This window comes from Streptomyces sp. FIT100 (genome assembly GCF_024584805.1).
GTDB lineage: Bacteria > Actinomycetota > Actinomycetes > Streptomycetales > Streptomycetaceae > Streptomyces.
Map to the genome: position 1 here is coordinate 1,273,758 of NZ_CP075715.1, position 15,976 is coordinate 1,289,733.

Annotated in this window: 11 protein-coding genes; 5 read left to right on the forward strand and 6 right to left on the reverse strand. The window is 70.3% G+C overall.

The window, feature by feature from the left end; all coding sequences use genetic code 11:
* Positions 1-8 precede the first annotated feature (8 nt).
* Entirely contained in the window at positions 9-3,521 is a 3,513-nt protein-coding gene (gene metH, locus KK483_RS05515) for a methionine synthase (protein ID WP_262004083.1), read from the reverse strand.
* 267 nt (positions 3,522-3,788) lie between these two features.
* Between metH and KK483_RS05520 the strand changes: the two genes are divergently transcribed.
* The 5 genes from KK483_RS05520 to KK483_RS05540 all read left to right on the forward strand — a co-directional run bounded on the left by KK483_RS05520 (position 3,789) and on the right by KK483_RS05540 (position 9,653).
* Positions 3,789-4,553: an IclR family transcriptional regulator gene (locus KK483_RS05520; RefSeq protein WP_262004084.1), complete on the forward strand. Its 765-nt coding sequence runs from the start codon at positions 3,789-3,791 to the stop codon at positions 4,551-4,553.
* 357 nt (positions 4,554-4,910) lie between these two features.
* Entirely contained in the window at positions 4,911-5,696 is a 786-nt protein-coding gene (locus KK483_RS05525) for an MIP/aquaporin family protein (protein ID WP_262004085.1), read from the forward strand.
* A 38-nt stretch (positions 5,697-5,734) separates the two neighbouring features.
* Positions 5,735-7,264, forward strand: a complete 1,530-nt coding sequence (glpK, locus tag KK483_RS05530; RefSeq protein WP_262004086.1) for a glycerol kinase GlpK — start codon at positions 5,735-5,737, stop codon at positions 7,262-7,264.
* 14 nt (positions 7,265-7,278) lie between these two features.
* Complete coding sequence (locus KK483_RS05535; protein WP_262004087.1) at positions 7,279-8,889, forward strand: glycerol-3-phosphate dehydrogenase/oxidase; 1,611 nt, start codon at positions 7,279-7,281, stop codon at positions 8,887-8,889.
* Positions 8,890-8,981: 92 nt separating this feature from the next.
* Positions 8,982-9,653 (forward strand): FadR/GntR family transcriptional regulator, encoded by a 672-nt coding sequence (locus KK483_RS05540; protein WP_242333245.1) that lies wholly within the window; start codon positions 8,982-8,984, stop codon positions 9,651-9,653.
* A gap of 324 nt (positions 9,654-9,977) precedes the next feature.
* On the opposite strand, the gene KK483_RS05545 is transcribed toward KK483_RS05540, so the two are convergent.
* The 5 genes from KK483_RS05545 to KK483_RS05565 form a co-directional block, all read right to left on the reverse strand.
* Positions 9,978-11,012, reverse strand: a complete 1,035-nt coding sequence (locus KK483_RS05545; RefSeq protein ID WP_262004088.1) for an ABC transporter permease — start codon at positions 11,010-11,012, stop codon at positions 9,978-9,980.
* Positions 11,009-12,532: a sugar ABC transporter ATP-binding protein gene (locus KK483_RS05550; protein WP_262004089.1), complete on the reverse strand. Its 1,524-nt coding sequence runs from the start codon at positions 12,530-12,532 to the stop codon at positions 11,009-11,011. The genes KK483_RS05545 and KK483_RS05550 overlap by 4 nt, the downstream gene beginning before the upstream one ends.
* A 2-nt stretch (positions 12,533-12,534) precedes the next feature.
* Entirely contained in the window at positions 12,535-13,569 is a 1,035-nt protein-coding gene (locus KK483_RS05555) for a sugar ABC transporter substrate-binding protein (protein ID WP_262004090.1), read from the reverse strand.
* A gap of 110 nt (positions 13,570-13,679) precedes the next feature.
* Positions 13,680-14,465, reverse strand: a complete 786-nt coding sequence (locus KK483_RS05560; RefSeq protein ID WP_262004091.1) for an SDR family NAD(P)-dependent oxidoreductase — start codon at positions 14,463-14,465, stop codon at positions 13,680-13,682.
* The gene (locus KK483_RS05565; protein ID WP_262004092.1) at positions 14,465-15,784 is read right to left on the reverse strand and encodes an enolase C-terminal domain-like protein; all 1,320 of its coding nucleotides are present in this window, start codon (positions 15,782-15,784) and stop codon (positions 14,465-14,467) included. The genes KK483_RS05560 and KK483_RS05565 overlap by 1 nt, the downstream gene beginning before the upstream one ends.
* Between the last annotated feature and the right edge of the window lie 192 nt (positions 15,785-15,976).

The following is a 15,976-nucleotide window of genomic DNA, read 5'->3' on the forward strand; positions in this document are numbered from 1 at the left end:
GCGAATGGTCACCGCGCGTTGAAGTACTTGGCCTCCGGATGGTGGATCACGATGGCGTCCGTGGACTGCTCGGGGTGGAGCTGGAACTCCTCGGAGAGCTTCACGCCGATCCGCTCGGGTTCGAGCAGCTCGGCGATCTTCGCGCGGTCCTCCAGGTCCGGGCACGCTCCGTAACCGAGCGAGAAGCGGGCGCCGCGGTACTTGAGCGCGAACATGTCCTCCATATCGGCCGGGTCCTCGCCGGCGAATCCGAGCTCGGAGCGGACACGGGCGTGCCAGTACTCGGCGAGGGCCTCGGCGAGCTGGACGGAGAGCCCGTGCAGTTCGAGGTAGTCGCGGTAGGAGTCGGAGGCGAACAGCTTCGCGGTGGCCTCGCCGATCTTCGAACCGACGGTGACGACCTGGAGTCCGACGACATCGGTCTCGCCGGACTCCTCCGGGCGGAAGAAGTCGGCGAGGCACAGGCGGCGGCCGCGGCGCTGGCGCGGGAAGGTGAAGCGGGTGCGCTCCGAGCCGTCCTCGCCCAGCAGGATCAGGTCGTCGCCCTTGGACACACAGGGGAAGTAGCCGTAGACGACGGCCGCTTCCAGCATGTTCTGCGTGTGCAGCTGGTCCAGCCAGCCGCGAAGGCGCGGCCTGCCCTCGGTCTCGACGAGCTCCTCGTAGGTCGGCCCGTCGCCGGTGCGTGCCTGCTTGAGGCCCCACTGGCCCTTGAAGAGCGCGCCCTCGTCCAGCCAGGAGGCGTACTCCTTGAGCTGGATGCCCTTGACGACGCGGGTGCCCCGGAAGGGCGGCTCGGGGATCCGGTTGTCGGTGGCGACGTCGGAGCGTACGGCGCCCTCCTCCGGGCGCTCCTCCACGACCGCGTTCGTGGTGGCGCGGACGCGGCGCTGCCTGAGCTCGGGCAGGGCGGCGCCGGGGACGCCGCGCTTGACGGCGATCAGTGCGTCCATCAGCCGCAGGCCCTCGAAGGCGTCGCGCGCGTAGCGGACTTCGCCCTCGTAGATCTCGTGGAGGTCCTGCTCGACATAGGCCCGGGTCAGCGCCGCACCGCCGAGGATGACCGGATACTCGGCCGCCAGCTTGCGCTGGTTCAGCTCCTCCAGGTTCTCCTTCATGATCACGGTGGACTTCACCAGGAGGCCGGACATGCCGATGACATCGGCCCGGTGCTCCTCGGCGGCCTCCAGGATCGCGGAGACGGGCTGCTTGATGCCCAGATTGACCACGTTGTAGCCGTTGTTGGAAAGGATGATGTCCACGAGGTTCTTGCCGATGTCGTGGACGTCGCCGCGGACCGTGGCGAGGACGATGGTGCCCTTGCCCTCAGCATCGGACTTCTCCATGTGCGGCTCCAGATAGGCGACCGCGGACTTCATCACCTCGGCCGACTGGAGCACGAACGGCAGCTGCATCTGCCCGGAGCCGAAGAGCTCACCGACGACCTTCATTCCGTCCAGAAGCGTCTCGTTGACGATGTCGAGCGCCGGGCGGTCCGCCAGCGCCGCGTCGAGGTCGGCCTCCAGGCCGTTCTTCTCGCCGTCGATGATGCGCCGCTTGAGGCGCTCCTCCAGCGGGAGTGCGGCGAGTTCCTCGGCCTTTCCGGCCTTCAGGGACTTGGCGGTGGCGCCCTCGAAGAGCTCCATCAGCTTCTGGAGCGGGTCGTAGCCCTCACGGCGGCGGTCGTGGATCAGGTCGAGGGCGGTGGTGACCTGCTCCTCGTCGAAGCGCGCAATCGGCAGGATCTTGCTGGCGTGCACGATCGCCGAGTCCAGGCCGGCCTTCACGCACTCGTCCAGGAAGACCGAGTTGAGCAGGATCCGCGCGGCCGGGTTGAGGCCGAAGGAGATGTTCGACAGGCCCAGCGTCGTCTGGACCTCCGGGTGACGGCGCTTGAGTTCGCGGATCGCCTCGATCGTGGCGATGCCGTCGCGCCGGGACTCCTCCTGGCCGGTGCAGATGGTGAAGGTGAGCGTGTCGATGAGGATGTCGGACTCGTGGATGCCCCAGTTGCCGGTGAGGTCCGCGATCAGCCGCTCGGCGATGGCGACCTTCGTCTCGACGGTGCGGGCCTGGCCCTCCTCGTCGATGGTCAGGGCAATCAGCGCGGCGCCGTGCTCCTGGGCCAGCCGGGTCACCTTCGCGAAGCGCGACTCGGGGCCGTCGCCGTCCTCGTAGTTCACCGAGTTGATGACCGCCCGGCCGCCGAGCTTCTCCAGACCGGCGCGGATGACCTCCACCTCGGTGGAGTCCAGCACGATCGGCAGCGTGGAGGCGGTGGCGAAACGGCCCGCGAGCTCCTCCATGTCGGCGACCCCGTCACGGCCGACATAGTCCACGCACAGATCGAGCATGTGGGCGCCTTCGCGGATCTGGTCGCGCGCCATCTCCACGCAGTCGTCCCAGCGGCCCTCCAGCATGGCCTCGCGGAACTTCTTCGACCCGTTGGCGTTCGTCCGCTCGCCGATCGCCAGGTACGAGGTGTCCTGGCGGAACGGCACCGTCTGGTACAGCGAGGCGGCGCCCGGCTCGGGGCGCGGGGCCCGCTCGGCCGGGGCCAGGTTCCGTACGCGCTCGACGACCTGGCGCAGGTGCTCCGGCGTCGTGCCGCAGCAGCCGCCGATCAGGGACAGCCCGTACTCGCGGACGAACGTCTCCTGGGCATCGGCGAGTTCAGGGGCCGTGAGCGGGTAGTGGGCGCCGTCCTTGCCGAGGACGGGCAGACCGGCGTTCGGCATGCAGGACAGCGGGATGCGCGAGTGGCGGGCCAGATAGCGCAGGTGCTCGCTCATCTCCGCCGGGCCGGTCGCGCAGTTCAGACCGATCATGTCGATGCCGAGCGGCTCCAGCGCGGTCAGCGCCGCACCGATCTCGGAACCGAGGAGCATCGTGCCGGTCGTCTCGACCGTCACCGAGACGATCAGCGGAAGGTCGAGGCCGCCGGCTTCGAGGGCCCGCCGGGCGCCGATGACGGCGGCCTTGGTCTGGAGCAGGTCCTGGGTGGTCTCCACCAGCAGGGCGTCCGCACCGCCGGCGATCATGCCCTCCGCGTTCTGCTGGTAGGCGTCGCGCAGAGGCGTGTACGGGGCGTGGCCCAGCGTCGGCAGCTTCGTGCCCGGACCCATCGAGCCGAGCACCCACCGCTGGCGGCCGGTCGAGGCCGTGAACGCGTCCGCCGCCTCGCGTGCGATGCGGGCGCCCGCCTCCGACAGCTCGTACACACGCTCGGCGATGTCGTACTCACCGAGCGCCGCGAAGTTGGCCCCGAAGGTGTTGGTCTCGACGCAGTCGACGCCGACCTCGAAGTACGCCTCGTGGACCGAACGGACGATGTCCGGACGGGTGACGTTGAGGATCTCGTTGCAGCCCTCGAGGTTCTGGAAGTCTTCCAGGGTCGGGTCCTGGGCCTGGAGCATGGTGCCCATCGCCCCGTCGGCGACCACCACTCGGGTGGCGAGGGCCTCGCGGAGTGCGGCGGCTCGGGTCCGGCTGTCGGCGGAGGGGGTCGGCAACGAGGCCATGGATGTGCTCCCTGGGATGCGACGGCTGTCGGCTTTGCGGCTTCCCTGCGGAAGGCGCACCCGGCCAGGGTAGCCGGGCCCGCTGCGATGCGGCGTCCCGTCCCAGCCGGTGGACGCCATGCTGTACCCGGCAACTGGGTGATGACTCGATGATGTCTCGATCCGCACTGTCTTGCGACACTATTCACGCGGTAACACGGATTCGGCATCGGCCGATAGTGTTCAGCATTGTCGAACCATGGGTGAGAAGGGCAGGCCGGAGGCGAGATGGCGAAGAACATCCAGTCGCTCGAGCGGGCGGCGGCGATGCTGCGGCTGCTCGCGGGCGGCGAGCGCCGGCTCGGGCTGTCGGACATCGCCTCTTCGCTCGGACTGGCCAAGGGCACCGCGCACGGCATCCTGCGCACCCTCCAGGCAGAGGGCTTCGTCGAGCAGGACGAGGCGTCGGGCCGCTACCAGCTGGGGGCGGAGCTGCTCCGGCTCGGCAACAGCTACCTGGACGTGCACGAGCTGCGGGCGCGGGCCCTGGTCTGGACGGACGACCTGGCCAGGTCCAGCGGCGAGAGCGTCCATCTGGGGGTGCTGCACCAGCACGGCGTGCTCATCGTCCACCACGTGTTCCGGCCCGACGACAGCCGCCAGGTGCTGGAGGTCGGTGCGATGCAGCCGCTGCACTCGACGGCCCTGGGGAAGGTGCTGACGGCATACGACCCGGTGGCACACAGCGAGGCCATGGAGGTCGACCGCAAGGCGTTCACGCCGCGGACCGTCACGGACCTGGTGGAGTTCGAGGAGCTGCTGGACCTGACGCGGGCGCGGGGCTGGGCGGCCGACGTCGAGGAGACCTGGGAGGGCGTGGCCGCGGTGGCCGCGCCCATTCACGACCGCCGCCGGATGCCGGTGGGCGCGGTCGCCATCACGGGCGCCGTGGAGCGGGTGTGCGACGGGGCAGAGTTGCGCTCCGAACTCGTGGCGGCGGTGCGGGACTGTGCGCGTGCGGTCTCCCGCGACCTGGGCGCCGGGCGGTTCTGACCGCTTCGCCGCGCCCCCCGCACCCCTTGCGGCGGGCCCCGTCCTCGCGTTCCGCCGGGCGGCACCGACCGTTTCACAGAGCGGCCCTGACCGGCGGCGAACCGCTCCGCCGGGCGGTTCTGATCGTTCCGGCGCATCATCGATAACGATCGGGGTCAACGGCTGCACAACCCTTGACGTCGTGTTAACCGGAGGGCAAAACTGCCGTTCATCGGTCGGCATTGTCGAACACCTACCGGCAATACACGTTAGAGTGTGGCAACGCCAAGGGCCGGCATCGCTCTCATCTCCGAGGGCGCGGACCACGGAGGGACCCGTGGTTCGCCTTCCCCTGGACGAAGGACAAAGGAGTCGCGGGTGTCCAGCTCCGACATCTTCATCGGCGAGATCATTGGTACCGCCGTACTCATCCTGCTCGGCGCCGGCGTTGTCGCCGCCGTCGTACTCAAGCGCTCCAAGGCACAGGGCGCCGGCTGGATCGCCATCGCCTTCGGGTGGGGCTTCGCCGTCATGACGGCGGTCTACATCTCCAGCCCCATGTCCGGTGCGCACCTCAACCCGGCGGTCACGCTCGGCATCGCGATCAAGAGCGGGGACTGGAGCAACTTCCCCGTCTACATCGCGGGCCAGCTCATCGGCGCCATGCTCGGCGCCTTCCTGGCCTGGCTCACGTACTACGGCCAGTTCAAGGCCCATCTGGCGGACCCGGAGGTCGTGCCCCCGCCGCTCGACGAGGGCCTGGTCGACAAGAAGGCCGCACCCAAGGCCGGTCCCGTGCTCGGCATCTTCTCCACCGGTCCCGAGATCCGGAACGTCTGGCAGAACCTGGTCACCGAGATCATCGGCACGGCGGTGCTCGTCCTCGCGATCCTCACCATCGGCCTGAACGAGAGCGGCAAGGGCCTTGGCCCCCTCGCCGGCCTGTACGTCGCCTTCGTCGTCGTCGCCATCGGCTTCTCGCTCGGCGGTCCGACGGGTTACGCCATCAACCCCGCCCGTGACCTCGGCCCGCGCATCGTGCACGCACTGCTCCCGATGCGGAACAAGGGTGGCTCCGACTGGGGCTACGCATGGATCCCGGTCGTGGGACCGCTGATCGGCGCGGCCATCGCCGCGGGTATCTACCAGATCGCGTTCGCGTGAGCCGTACGCCCTTCCCTCAGAACTTCCAGGAGCACACCGTGACCGACGCACACACCGCCGGCCCGTTCATCGCGGCCATCGACCAGGGCACCACCTCCTCCCGCTGCATCGTCTTCGACAAGGACGGCCGCATCGTCTCGGTCGACCAGAAGGAGCACGAGCAGATCTTCCCGAAGCCGGGCTGGGTCGAGCACAACGCCGCCGAGATCTGGACCAACGTCCAGGAGGTCGTCGCCGGCGCCATCGAGAAGGGCGGCATCACCGCCGCCGACGTCAAGGCCGTCGGCATCACCAACCAGCGCGAGACCACGCTGCTCTGGGACAAGAACACCGGTGAGCCCGTCCACAACGCGATCGTCTGGCAGGACACCCGCACCGACGCGCTCTGCAGGGAGCTGGGGCGCAACGTCGGCCAGGACCGCTACCGCCGCGAGACCGGTCTGCCGCTGGCGAGCTACTTCTCGGGCCCCAAGGTCCGCTGGATGCTCGACAACATCGATGGCCTGCGCGAGCGCGCCGAGCGCGGCGACATCCTCTTCGGGACCATGGACTCCTGGGTCATCTGGAACCTGACAGGCGGTGTCGACGGCGGCCGGCACGTCACCGACGTCACCAACGCCTCGCGCACCATGCTGATGAACCTCCACACCATGGAGTGGGACGACAAGATCGCCCACTCCATGGAGGTGCCCATGGCCGTGCTGCCGGAGATCCGCTCCTCCGCCGAGGTGTACGGACACGTCAAGGAGGGTGTCCTCGCGGGCGTTCCGGTCGCCTCCGCGCTGGGTGACCAGCAGGCCGCCCTGTTCGGCCAGACGTGTTTCGCCGAGGGCGAGGCGAAGTCCACGTACGGCACCGGCACCTTCCTGCTGATGAACACCGGCGACAAGATCATCAACTCCTACTCGGGTCTGATCACCACCGTCGGCTACAAGATCGGCGACGACGCTCCGGTGTACTCGCTGGAGGGCTCCATCGCCGTCACCGGCGCGCTCGTCCAGTGGATGCGCGACCAGATGGGCCTGATCAACTCCGCCCCCGAGATCGAGACGCTCGCCGCGTCCGTCGAGGACAACGGCGGCGCCTACGTGGTCCCCGCCTTCTCCGGTCTGTTCGCCCCCTACTGGCGCTCCGACGCCCGCGGTGTCATCGCGGGTCTGACCCGGTACGTCACCAAGGCGCACATCGCCCGCGCCGTGCTGGAGGCCACCGCCTGGCAGACCCGCGAGATCACCGACGCCATGACCAAGGACTCCGGCGTCGAGCTGACGTCGCTGAAGGTCGACGGCGGCATGACCTCCAACAACCTGCTGATGCAGACCCTCTCGGACGTCCTCGACGCACCCGTGGTGCGGCCGATGGTCGCCGAGACGACCTGCCTCGGCGCCGCCTACGCCGCCGGCCTGGCCGTCGGCTTCTGGCCCGACACCGACGCGCTCCGCGCCAACTGGCGCCGGGCCGCCGAATGGACTCCGCACATGGACGCGGAAAAGCGTGACCACGAGTACAAGAACTGGCTCAAGGCCGTCGAGCGGACCATGGGCTGGCTCGAGCACGACGAGAGCTGACGAGGAGCTATCGAATGACCACCCTGCAGAGCGTTCCCGCGCTGGGGACGCACCCGGTCTCCGGTTCCCTTCCGAGCCGCGCCGAGACCCGGGAGCAGCTTGCCAAGGCAACGTACGACCTCCTGGTGATCGGCGGCGGCATTCTGGGGATCTCCACCGCCTGGCACGCCGCACAGGCCGGGCTGCGGGTGGCCCTGGTGGACGCCGGCGACTTCGCCGGTGCCACCTCCTCGGCCTCCTCCAAGCTGCTCCACGGCGGTCTGCGCTATCTGCAGACCGGCGCGGTCAGGCTGGTCGCGGAGAACCACTTCGAGCGGCGGGCGCTCTCCCGCGAGGTGGCCCCCCACCTCTCCAACCCGCTCACCTTCTACCTGCCGGTCTACAAGGGCGGCCCGCACGGCGCCGCCAAGCTCGGCGCGGGCGTCTTCGCCTACTCGGCGCTCTCGGCGTTCGGTGACGGCGTCGGCCATGTCATCTCCCCCGCCAAGGCCCAGCGCGACGTGCCCGAGCTGCGCACGGAGAACCTGAAGGCCGTCGCGGTCTACGGCGACGACCAGATGAACGACGCCCGGATGGCGCTGATGGCAGTGCGCGCGGCCGTCGAGTCGGGGGCCGTCGTCCTCAACCACGCCGAGGTGACCGGGCTGCGCTTCACCAAGGGCCGGGTGACGGGCGCGGAGCTCAAGGACCGTACCGACGGCAGTGAGTTCGGCGTCAGCGCGCGCCTCGTGCTCAACGCGACCGGTCCGTGGGTGGACCACCTGCGGAAGATGGAGGACCCGGCGGCGGCGCCCTCCATCCGGCTGTCCAAGGGCGCCCACCTGGTGCTCAAGCGCACCTCGCCGTGGCGGGCCGCGCTGGCGACGCCGATCGACAAGTACCGCATCACGTTCGCCCTGCCCTGGGAGGACATGCTGCTGCTCGGTACGACCGACGAGGAGTACGAGGGCGACCCGGCGGATCTCGCGGTCAACGAGCAGGACACGGCCCAGATCCTCGACGAGGCGGCCTTCTCCATCCGCGACCAGCAGCTCTCGCGCGACCTGGTCACCTACTCGTTCGCGGGTCTGCGGGTGCTGCCGGGCGGCCCCGGTGACACCTCCAAGGCCAAGCGCGAGACGGTCGTCACCGAGGGCAGCGGCGGCATGCTGTCGGTGGCCGGCGGCAAGTGGACGACCTTCCGCCACATCGGCCGTACGGTCATGAACAAGCTGGCCGAGCTGCCGGGACGGCCGCTCGTCGATGACATGGAGCCGATCTCGCAGCTGCCGAGGAAGCTCCCGCTGCCGGGCATCGCCAACCCGCGCGCCGTCGCCCACCGCCTGCTTGTGGACGGCCCGGAGCCCGGCCCGCGGATGTCCGCGGACACGGCGCGCCATCTGGCCACCCACTACGGCTCGTTGTCCTTCGACATCGCCCGGCTGGCCAACGACGACCCGGCGCTGGCGGAGCGGATCCACCCGGACGCCCCGGAGATCTGGGCTCAGGTCGTCTACGCCCGGGACCACGAGTGGGCCGAGACGGCGGACGACGTGCTGCGGCGGCGCACGACGCTGACGATCCGGGGTCTGGCGACGGACGAGATCCGGGCCAGGGTCGAGTCCCTGCTGGCCAGGAAGGTCTGACGGCCCACTGGACGGTGACGGGGGCGGCTCCTTGCGGGGCCGCCCCCGTTGTACGCTCAGACATCGGATGAATCGACGCGAGGGGGAACGGTATGGCTGTCACCGACGAGGCGATCGAGAAGATCAAGGGGATGATCGTCTCCGGTGCGCTGCGGCCTGGCGACCGGCTCCCCAAGGAGAGCGAACTCGCCTCCGAGCTGGGCCTGTCCCGCAACTCCCTGCGGGAGGCGGTGCGCGCGCTGTCGCTGATCCGGATCCTCGACGTGCGCCAGGGCGACGGCACGTACGTCACCAGCCTCGACCCGCAGCTGCTGCTGGAGGCGCTGAGCTTCGTCGTGGACTTCCACCGGGACGACACGGTCCTGGAGTTCCTGGCCGTGCGCCGGATCCTGGAGCCGGCGGCGACCGCGATGGCGACGTCCAGGATCAGCGAGGCCGAGCTGGACGCGCTCGGCGCACAGCTGGACGCGCTGGGCACCGAGCCGTCGGTGGAGGAACTCGTCGCCGCTGACCTGGAGTTCCACCGGGGCATCGTGCAGTCCTCCGGCAACTCCGTGCTCTGCTCGCTCCTCGACGGCCTCTCCGGGCCGACGACGCGTGCGCGGGTCTGGCGGGGCCTGACCCAGGAGGACGCGGTCAGCCGCACGCTCCACGAACACCGGGCGATCCTCGCGGCGCTCCGGGACCGCGACGCGGAGGCGGCGCGGTCATGGGCGACGGTGCACATCGCGAGCGTGGAGCAGTGGCTCCGGTCGACGCTGTAGGCAGGACCGGGCAGACCACTCGGCCCCGGTCCACCGGCCCGTCCGGTACGGCCCGTGTCCGGTACGGCCCGTGTCCGGTACGGCCCGTGTCCGGTACGGCCCGTGTCCGGTACGGCCCGTGTCCGGTACGGCCCGTGTCCGGTACGGCCCGTGTCCGGTACGGCCCGTGTCCGGCGCGGCCCGTGTGCGGCGCCGGTGCCGCACACGGGCCGTACCCGGCTGGGATACGTCCTCCCCGTACGAAGGCCGAGCCGGAGCAGGGTCCGCCGGACGCCCGTCGGTCCTGCGCCGGAGCGCCCCTCGGTCCTGTGCCGCGAGCGCCCGTCAGTCCTGCTTCTCGCCGCTCGCGAACCGCGAGATCACCAGCGCCACGATGATGATCGCTCCGTTCAGGAACTGGTTCCACAGTGCCGGGACCCCGCCCAGCGTCATCACGTTCACGACGAGCTGGAGCGTCAGCACGCCCGTCAGCGCCCCGAACAGCGTTCCCCGGCCGCCCTTCAGACTGATGCCGCCGATGACCGCCGCCGCGAAGACCTGGAAGATCCAGCCGTTGCCCTGGGTCGCGGCCACCGAGCCGTAATGGCCGGTGTAGAGGATTCCCGCGAACGCGGCCAGCAGCCCGCCGACGGCGAGGACCACCCAGGTGATGCGGTCCACGCGGATGCCCGCGGCCCGCGCCGCCTCCGGGTTGCCGCCGATGGCGTACAGGGCGCGCCCGTGGCGCAGATACGCGAGCGCCGCGCCGCCGATCGCGAAGAGGGCGAGGCAGATCCACACCGCGGCCGGCACACCGAGCCAGTCGGTCTTGCCGAGGTAGCGGAAGGACTCCGGGACATCGGTGATCGACTTGCCCTCGGTGATGCCGATGTGGAGACCGCGCAGCATGGTGAGCATGCCGAGGGTCGCGATGAATCCGTTCACCCGCAGCTTGAGCATCAGGAAGCCGTTCACGGCACCGATGGCGAGGCCGACGAGCAGGCAGACGGGGATCGCCGCCCAGGCCGGCAGCAGTTCGAGGCCCGCGAACCGCCCGCCCTCCGCCGGCAGGATCAGCCACATGGCGATGACCGGGGCGATGCCGATCGTCGACTCCAGTGACAGGTCCATCCGGCCGCAGATGAGGATGAGCGCCTGGCCCAGCACCAGCAGGCTGAGTTCGGAGGACTGCTGGACGACGCTGATGAGGTTGGTGGAGGTGAGGAAGACCGGCGACACGATGAAGCCGATCACCATCAGGACGAGGATCACGGGCACGAGCGAGAAGTCGCTCCACCGGATCAGCTGGAGCCGGTTCAGCGGGCTCTCGTCCGCGATCCGGCCGGCCGCCCGGGGCCGTACGGTCTCTGTCTCGGTCATGCCCGCTCCCCCACTCCTTCCATGGCGGCGACCAGTTCTCGGTCGGTCCACCCCGTTCCGTACGTGGCGACCACCCGCCCGTGGAAGAGGGCGAGCACCCGGTCGCACACCCTCAGATCGTCCAGCTCGTCCGAGATGATCACGGCTGCGCTGCCTTCGTCGGCCACCCGGCGCACCACGCCGAGCAGCGAGTCCTTGGACTTGACGTCCACTCCGGCGGTGGGCCGCACCGCGACCAGCACGCTGGGCCGGCGGGCCAGGGCTCGGGCGATCACGACCTTCTGCTGGTTTCCTCCGGAGAGCCCGGAGACCTTCTGCTGCGGGCCCTGGGTCTTGATGTCGAGCGACGTGATCATCGACTGGGCGAACTCCCTTGTCCGGGAGGGCAGTACGGTCCCCCACGGGCCGAGCTGGTCGGCGACGGTGAGGGTGGCGTTCTCGGCGACGCTGCGGTCGTGGACGAGACCCTGGATGTGCCGGTCCTCCGGGACGTAGCCGATGCCTGCGTCGAGCGCGTGCGGGACGCTGCCCGGCCGGACGGTCCTGTCGCGTACGGTGATCCGTCCCGCGGTCGGTTTGCGCAGCCCCGCCAGGGTCTCGCCGAGTGCGGTGTTGCCGCTTGCCGCGGCGCCCGCGAGCCCGAGCACCTCGCCCGGACGCACCTCCAGGTCGAGCGGGTCGAACTGGCCGTCGAGCGCGAGTCCTTCGGTGCGCAGGACCGGCGGGGCGTCCCGTACGGTGCTCGCCGCGGCGTGCCAGGCGGTGACGGTGCTGGTGGCCTCGCCGGTCATCGCGGTGACGAGGTCGTCCTTGGCGAGCCCGGCCACCGGGGCGGTGAGGACGTGCCGGGCGTCACGGTAGACGGTGACGGCGGTGCACAGTTCGTACACCTCCTGGAGGTGGTGGGAGATGAAGAGGAACGCCACCCCCTGGCCCTGGAGTTCGCGGAGCTTGTCGAAGAGCCGGTCGATGCCGCGGGCGTCGAGCTGCGCGGTGGGCTCGTCGAGGATGATCAGCCGGGCGCCGAAGGACAGGGCCCGGGCGATCTCCACGAACTGGCGCTGCTCGACGGCGAGATCCTTCGCCCTGGCGGTGGGGTCGGCGCTCACGCCGTACTCGGCGAGGAGTTCCTCGGCCCGCCGCCGCAGCCTGCGCCAGCTGATGAACCCGCCGCCCTGGCCGCCGGCCTCGAAGCGGTTGAGGAAGAGGTTCTCGGCGACGGTCAGTTCGGGGACGACCATGGACTTCTGGTAGACGCAGGCGACCTTGGACTGCCAGGCGGCCGTCTCGCCGAAAGCCGGGGCGGGCTCGCCGCCGAAGGCCACCGTGCCCGCGTCCGGCTTGTGCAGTCCGGTCAGTACGCTGACGAGGGTGGACTTGCCCGCGCCGTTGCGCCCGACGAGCGCGTGGGACTCACCGGGCGCGACCGTGAGGCGTACGCCGTCGAGCGCGAGCGTCGGTCCGAAGCGCTTGACGATGCCTTCCGCATGCACGGCCGGGTGCACTGACGACGTCGACATGACTACTTCTCCAGCTGGTTGGCCCACAGCTTGGGGTCGTCCACGTTGTCCTTGGTCACCAGCGGCGCCGGGAGCTGGTCCTCGAAACCGTTCGGGATCTTGATGATGGTGGAGTCGTGGTCGGTCGGGCCCTCCTTGAAGGTCTTGCCCTCCAGGGCGGCCTTGGCGTAGAAGAGCGCGTACTTGGCGTAGAGGTCGGCGGGCTGGGAGACGGTCGCGTCGATCTTCCCGGCGCGGATGGCGTCCAGCTCCTCCGGGATGCCGTCGTTGGAGATGATCGTGATGTGGCCGGGCGTGCCGGGGGCCTTGAGCAGGTTCTTCTGCTCCAGCAGGGCGAGCGTGGGCTGGAGGAAGGCGCCGCCGGCCTGCATGTAGATGCCGTTGATGTCGGGGTGGGCGGCGAGCGTGGACTGGAGCTTGGCGGAGGCGACGTCGCCCTTCCAGTCGGTGGCCAGCTCGAAGACCTGGATGCCGGGGAAGTTCTTGTCCATGCAGGACTTGAACGCCTCGGAGCGGTCGCGGCCGTTGATCGAGGCGAGGTCGCCCTGGAACTCGACGACCTTGCCCTTGCCGCCCAGTTGCTCGCCGAGGTACTGGCACGCCTTCTCGCCGTAGGCCCGGTTGTCGGCCCGTACGACCATATAGACGCTGCCCTCGTCCGGGCGGGTGTCGACGGTGACGACGGGGATCTTCTTCTCCTCCAGCTGCTGGAGGCTCTCGGCTATCGCGCCGGTGTCCTGGGGGGCCATGACGACGGCCTTGGCGCCCTGGTCGGTGAAGACCTGGACGTTGGAGACGAGCTTGCCGATGTCGTTCTGGGAGTTGGTCAGCGGGAGGGCGTCCACCTCGCCGTCCTTGACGCCCTTCTCGATGTACTGCTGGTACGAGTTCCAGAAGTCGGTGTCGCTGCGGGGCAGGTCGATGCCCACCTTGCCCGCGGCTCCCGAGCCGCCGCCCTGGTCGCGGTTGCAGCCCGCGAGGGCCGTGACGGCGAGCAGTACGGCGCAGGCCGCGGCGGTTGTCGTACGCACTCTCATGGTCCTGTCCTTCTCTGGGTTGCGGCTCTGGCTCGGGTGCGGGTGCGGGTGTGGATGCGGCTTGCGGTTGCAGCTTGCGGGTGCGGGGTCCGGGTCGGGCCGCCCGGGGTTCAGGTGGCGGGGCGCAGGCGCAGTCCCTGCATTCCGCCGTCGACCGCGAGCGCCGTGCCGGTGACCGCGGCCGCGGCGGGGCTGGCGAGGTAGGCGACGGCGGCGGCGACCTCGTCCGCGGCGACCAGCCGTCCGCTGGGCTGGCGGGATGCGAGCGCGGCCCGTTCGGCCACGGGGTCGTCGGCCCGGTCGAGGAGCCGGCCGATCCAAGGGGTGTCGGCCGTGCCGGGGTTGACGCAGTTCACCCGGATGCCCTCGCGGACGTGGTCGGCGGCCATGGCGAGGGTCAGGGAGAGGACCGCGCCCTTGGAGGCGCTGTAGAGGGCGCGCTGGGGCAGCCCCGCGGTGGCGGCGATGGAGCAGGTCTGGGTGATGGAGACGCAGCCGGGGCGCTCGGCGGCGGCCGCCCGCAGATGGGGCAGGGCGTGGCGGGCGGTGCGGACCATGCCGAGGACGTTGATGTCGAGGACCCGCCGCCATTCGTCGTCCGCGTTGTCGGCGACGGTGCCGATGGCGCCGATGCCGGCGTTGGAGACGACGGTGTGCAGGCTGCCGTACTCGCTCACGATGTCGTCGATGGCGGTACGCACGGCCGTGTCGTCGGTGACGTCGGCCTTCACGGCGAGCGCCGCGGCGGGCGCGCCGGCCGGGTCCCGGTCGAGGACGGCGACCCGGGCGCCCCTGTCGATGAGCAGTGCGGCGACCGCGGCACCGATGCCGGAGGCCCCGCCGGTGACGATGGCGACCATTCCGTCGAAGTCGCGCACCGGTGGCGGCGATGTCATCACTGGACGGCCTCCTGGGCGGATCGGCGGGCCTGCCAGACGGGCCCGTCGGGGTAGCGGTGGGCGGCGAGCGACTCGGGGTGCATCCGGGCGGAGAAGCCGGGGGCGCGCGGGGCGGTGTAGTGCCCGTTCTCGACGACGACCGGGTCGGTGAAGTGCTCGTGGAGGTGGTCGACGTACTCGATGACGCGGTCCTCCTTGCTGCCGGAGACGGCGACGTAGTCGAACATCGCGAGATGCTGGACGAGTTCGCACAGTCCTACCCCGCCCGCGTGCGGGCAGACCGGGACGCCGTACTTGGCCGCGAGCAGCAGGATCGCGAGGTTCTCGTTGACCCCGGCGACGCGTGCGGCGTCGATCTGGACGAAGTCGACGGCCTCGGCCTGGAGGAGCTGTTTGAAGACGACGCGGTTGGCGATGTGTTCGCCGGTGGCGACCTTCACCGGCTGTCCCGCACGCACGGCGGCGTGCCCGAGGACGTCATCGGGGCTGGTGGGCTCCTCGATCCAGTACGGGTCGTACGGTGCGAGGGCCGCCATCCAGCGCACGGCCTCCGCGACGTCCCACCGCTGGTTGGCGTCGACGGCGATGCGCACGGCGGGTCCGACGGCCTCCCGCGCGAGCCTCATCCGCCGTACGTCGTCGTCGAGGTCGGCGCCGACCTTCAGCTTGATCTGGCCGAAGCCGTCGGCCACGGCCTCCTTGGCGAGGCGGACCAGTTTCGCGTCGTCGTAGCCGAGCCAGCCGGGCGTCGTGGTGTACGCGGGGTAGCCCCCGTCGCGCAGCCGTTCGGCGCGCTCTGCCCGGCCGGGCTCGGCGGCGCGCAGGATCGCGAGGGCCTCGTCCGGGGTCAGGGCGTCGGTGAGGTAGCGGAAGTCGACGAGGGAGACGAGCTCCTCGGGGGTCATCGAGGCGAGGAACTCCCACACCGGCAGCCCGGCGCCCGTCGCGGCGAGGTCCCAGGCCGCGTTGACGACCGCCCCGGCGGCCATGTGCATCACGCCCTTCTCGGGGCCGAGCCAGCGCAGTTGGGAGTCGTGGGTGAGGTCGCGGTGGAGGGCGGCGAGGCCGGCCGCGGTGCGGGGGGCCGGGCGCCCGACGAGGTAGGGGCGCAGCGCCTCGACGGCGGCGGCCACGACATCGTTGCCACGCCCGATGGTGAAGCAGAGGCCGTGGCCCTCGTCGCCCGCGTCCGTGCGCAGGACGACATAGGCGGCGGAGTAGTCGGGGTCGGGGTTCATGGCGTCGGAGCCGTCGAGCTCTTCCGAGGTGGGAAACCTGACGTCGTGGACCTCGACCTCGGTGACGGTCTGACTCATGCACGCCCTCCCTGGGAACCCTGACCTCGCACCTCGGATGGTCATCCGATGTATAGCGTCGCCCCGAGGGCGGCGTCCAGGGTCGCGACCGAGAAAACCGCTGACAGCTCGGATGAATACGGGGGCATGTTCCGCATTTCCCCCGGCCTATGCCTCTGGGTCATCGAAGTTCACCCAGGCGTGCACAGGGGC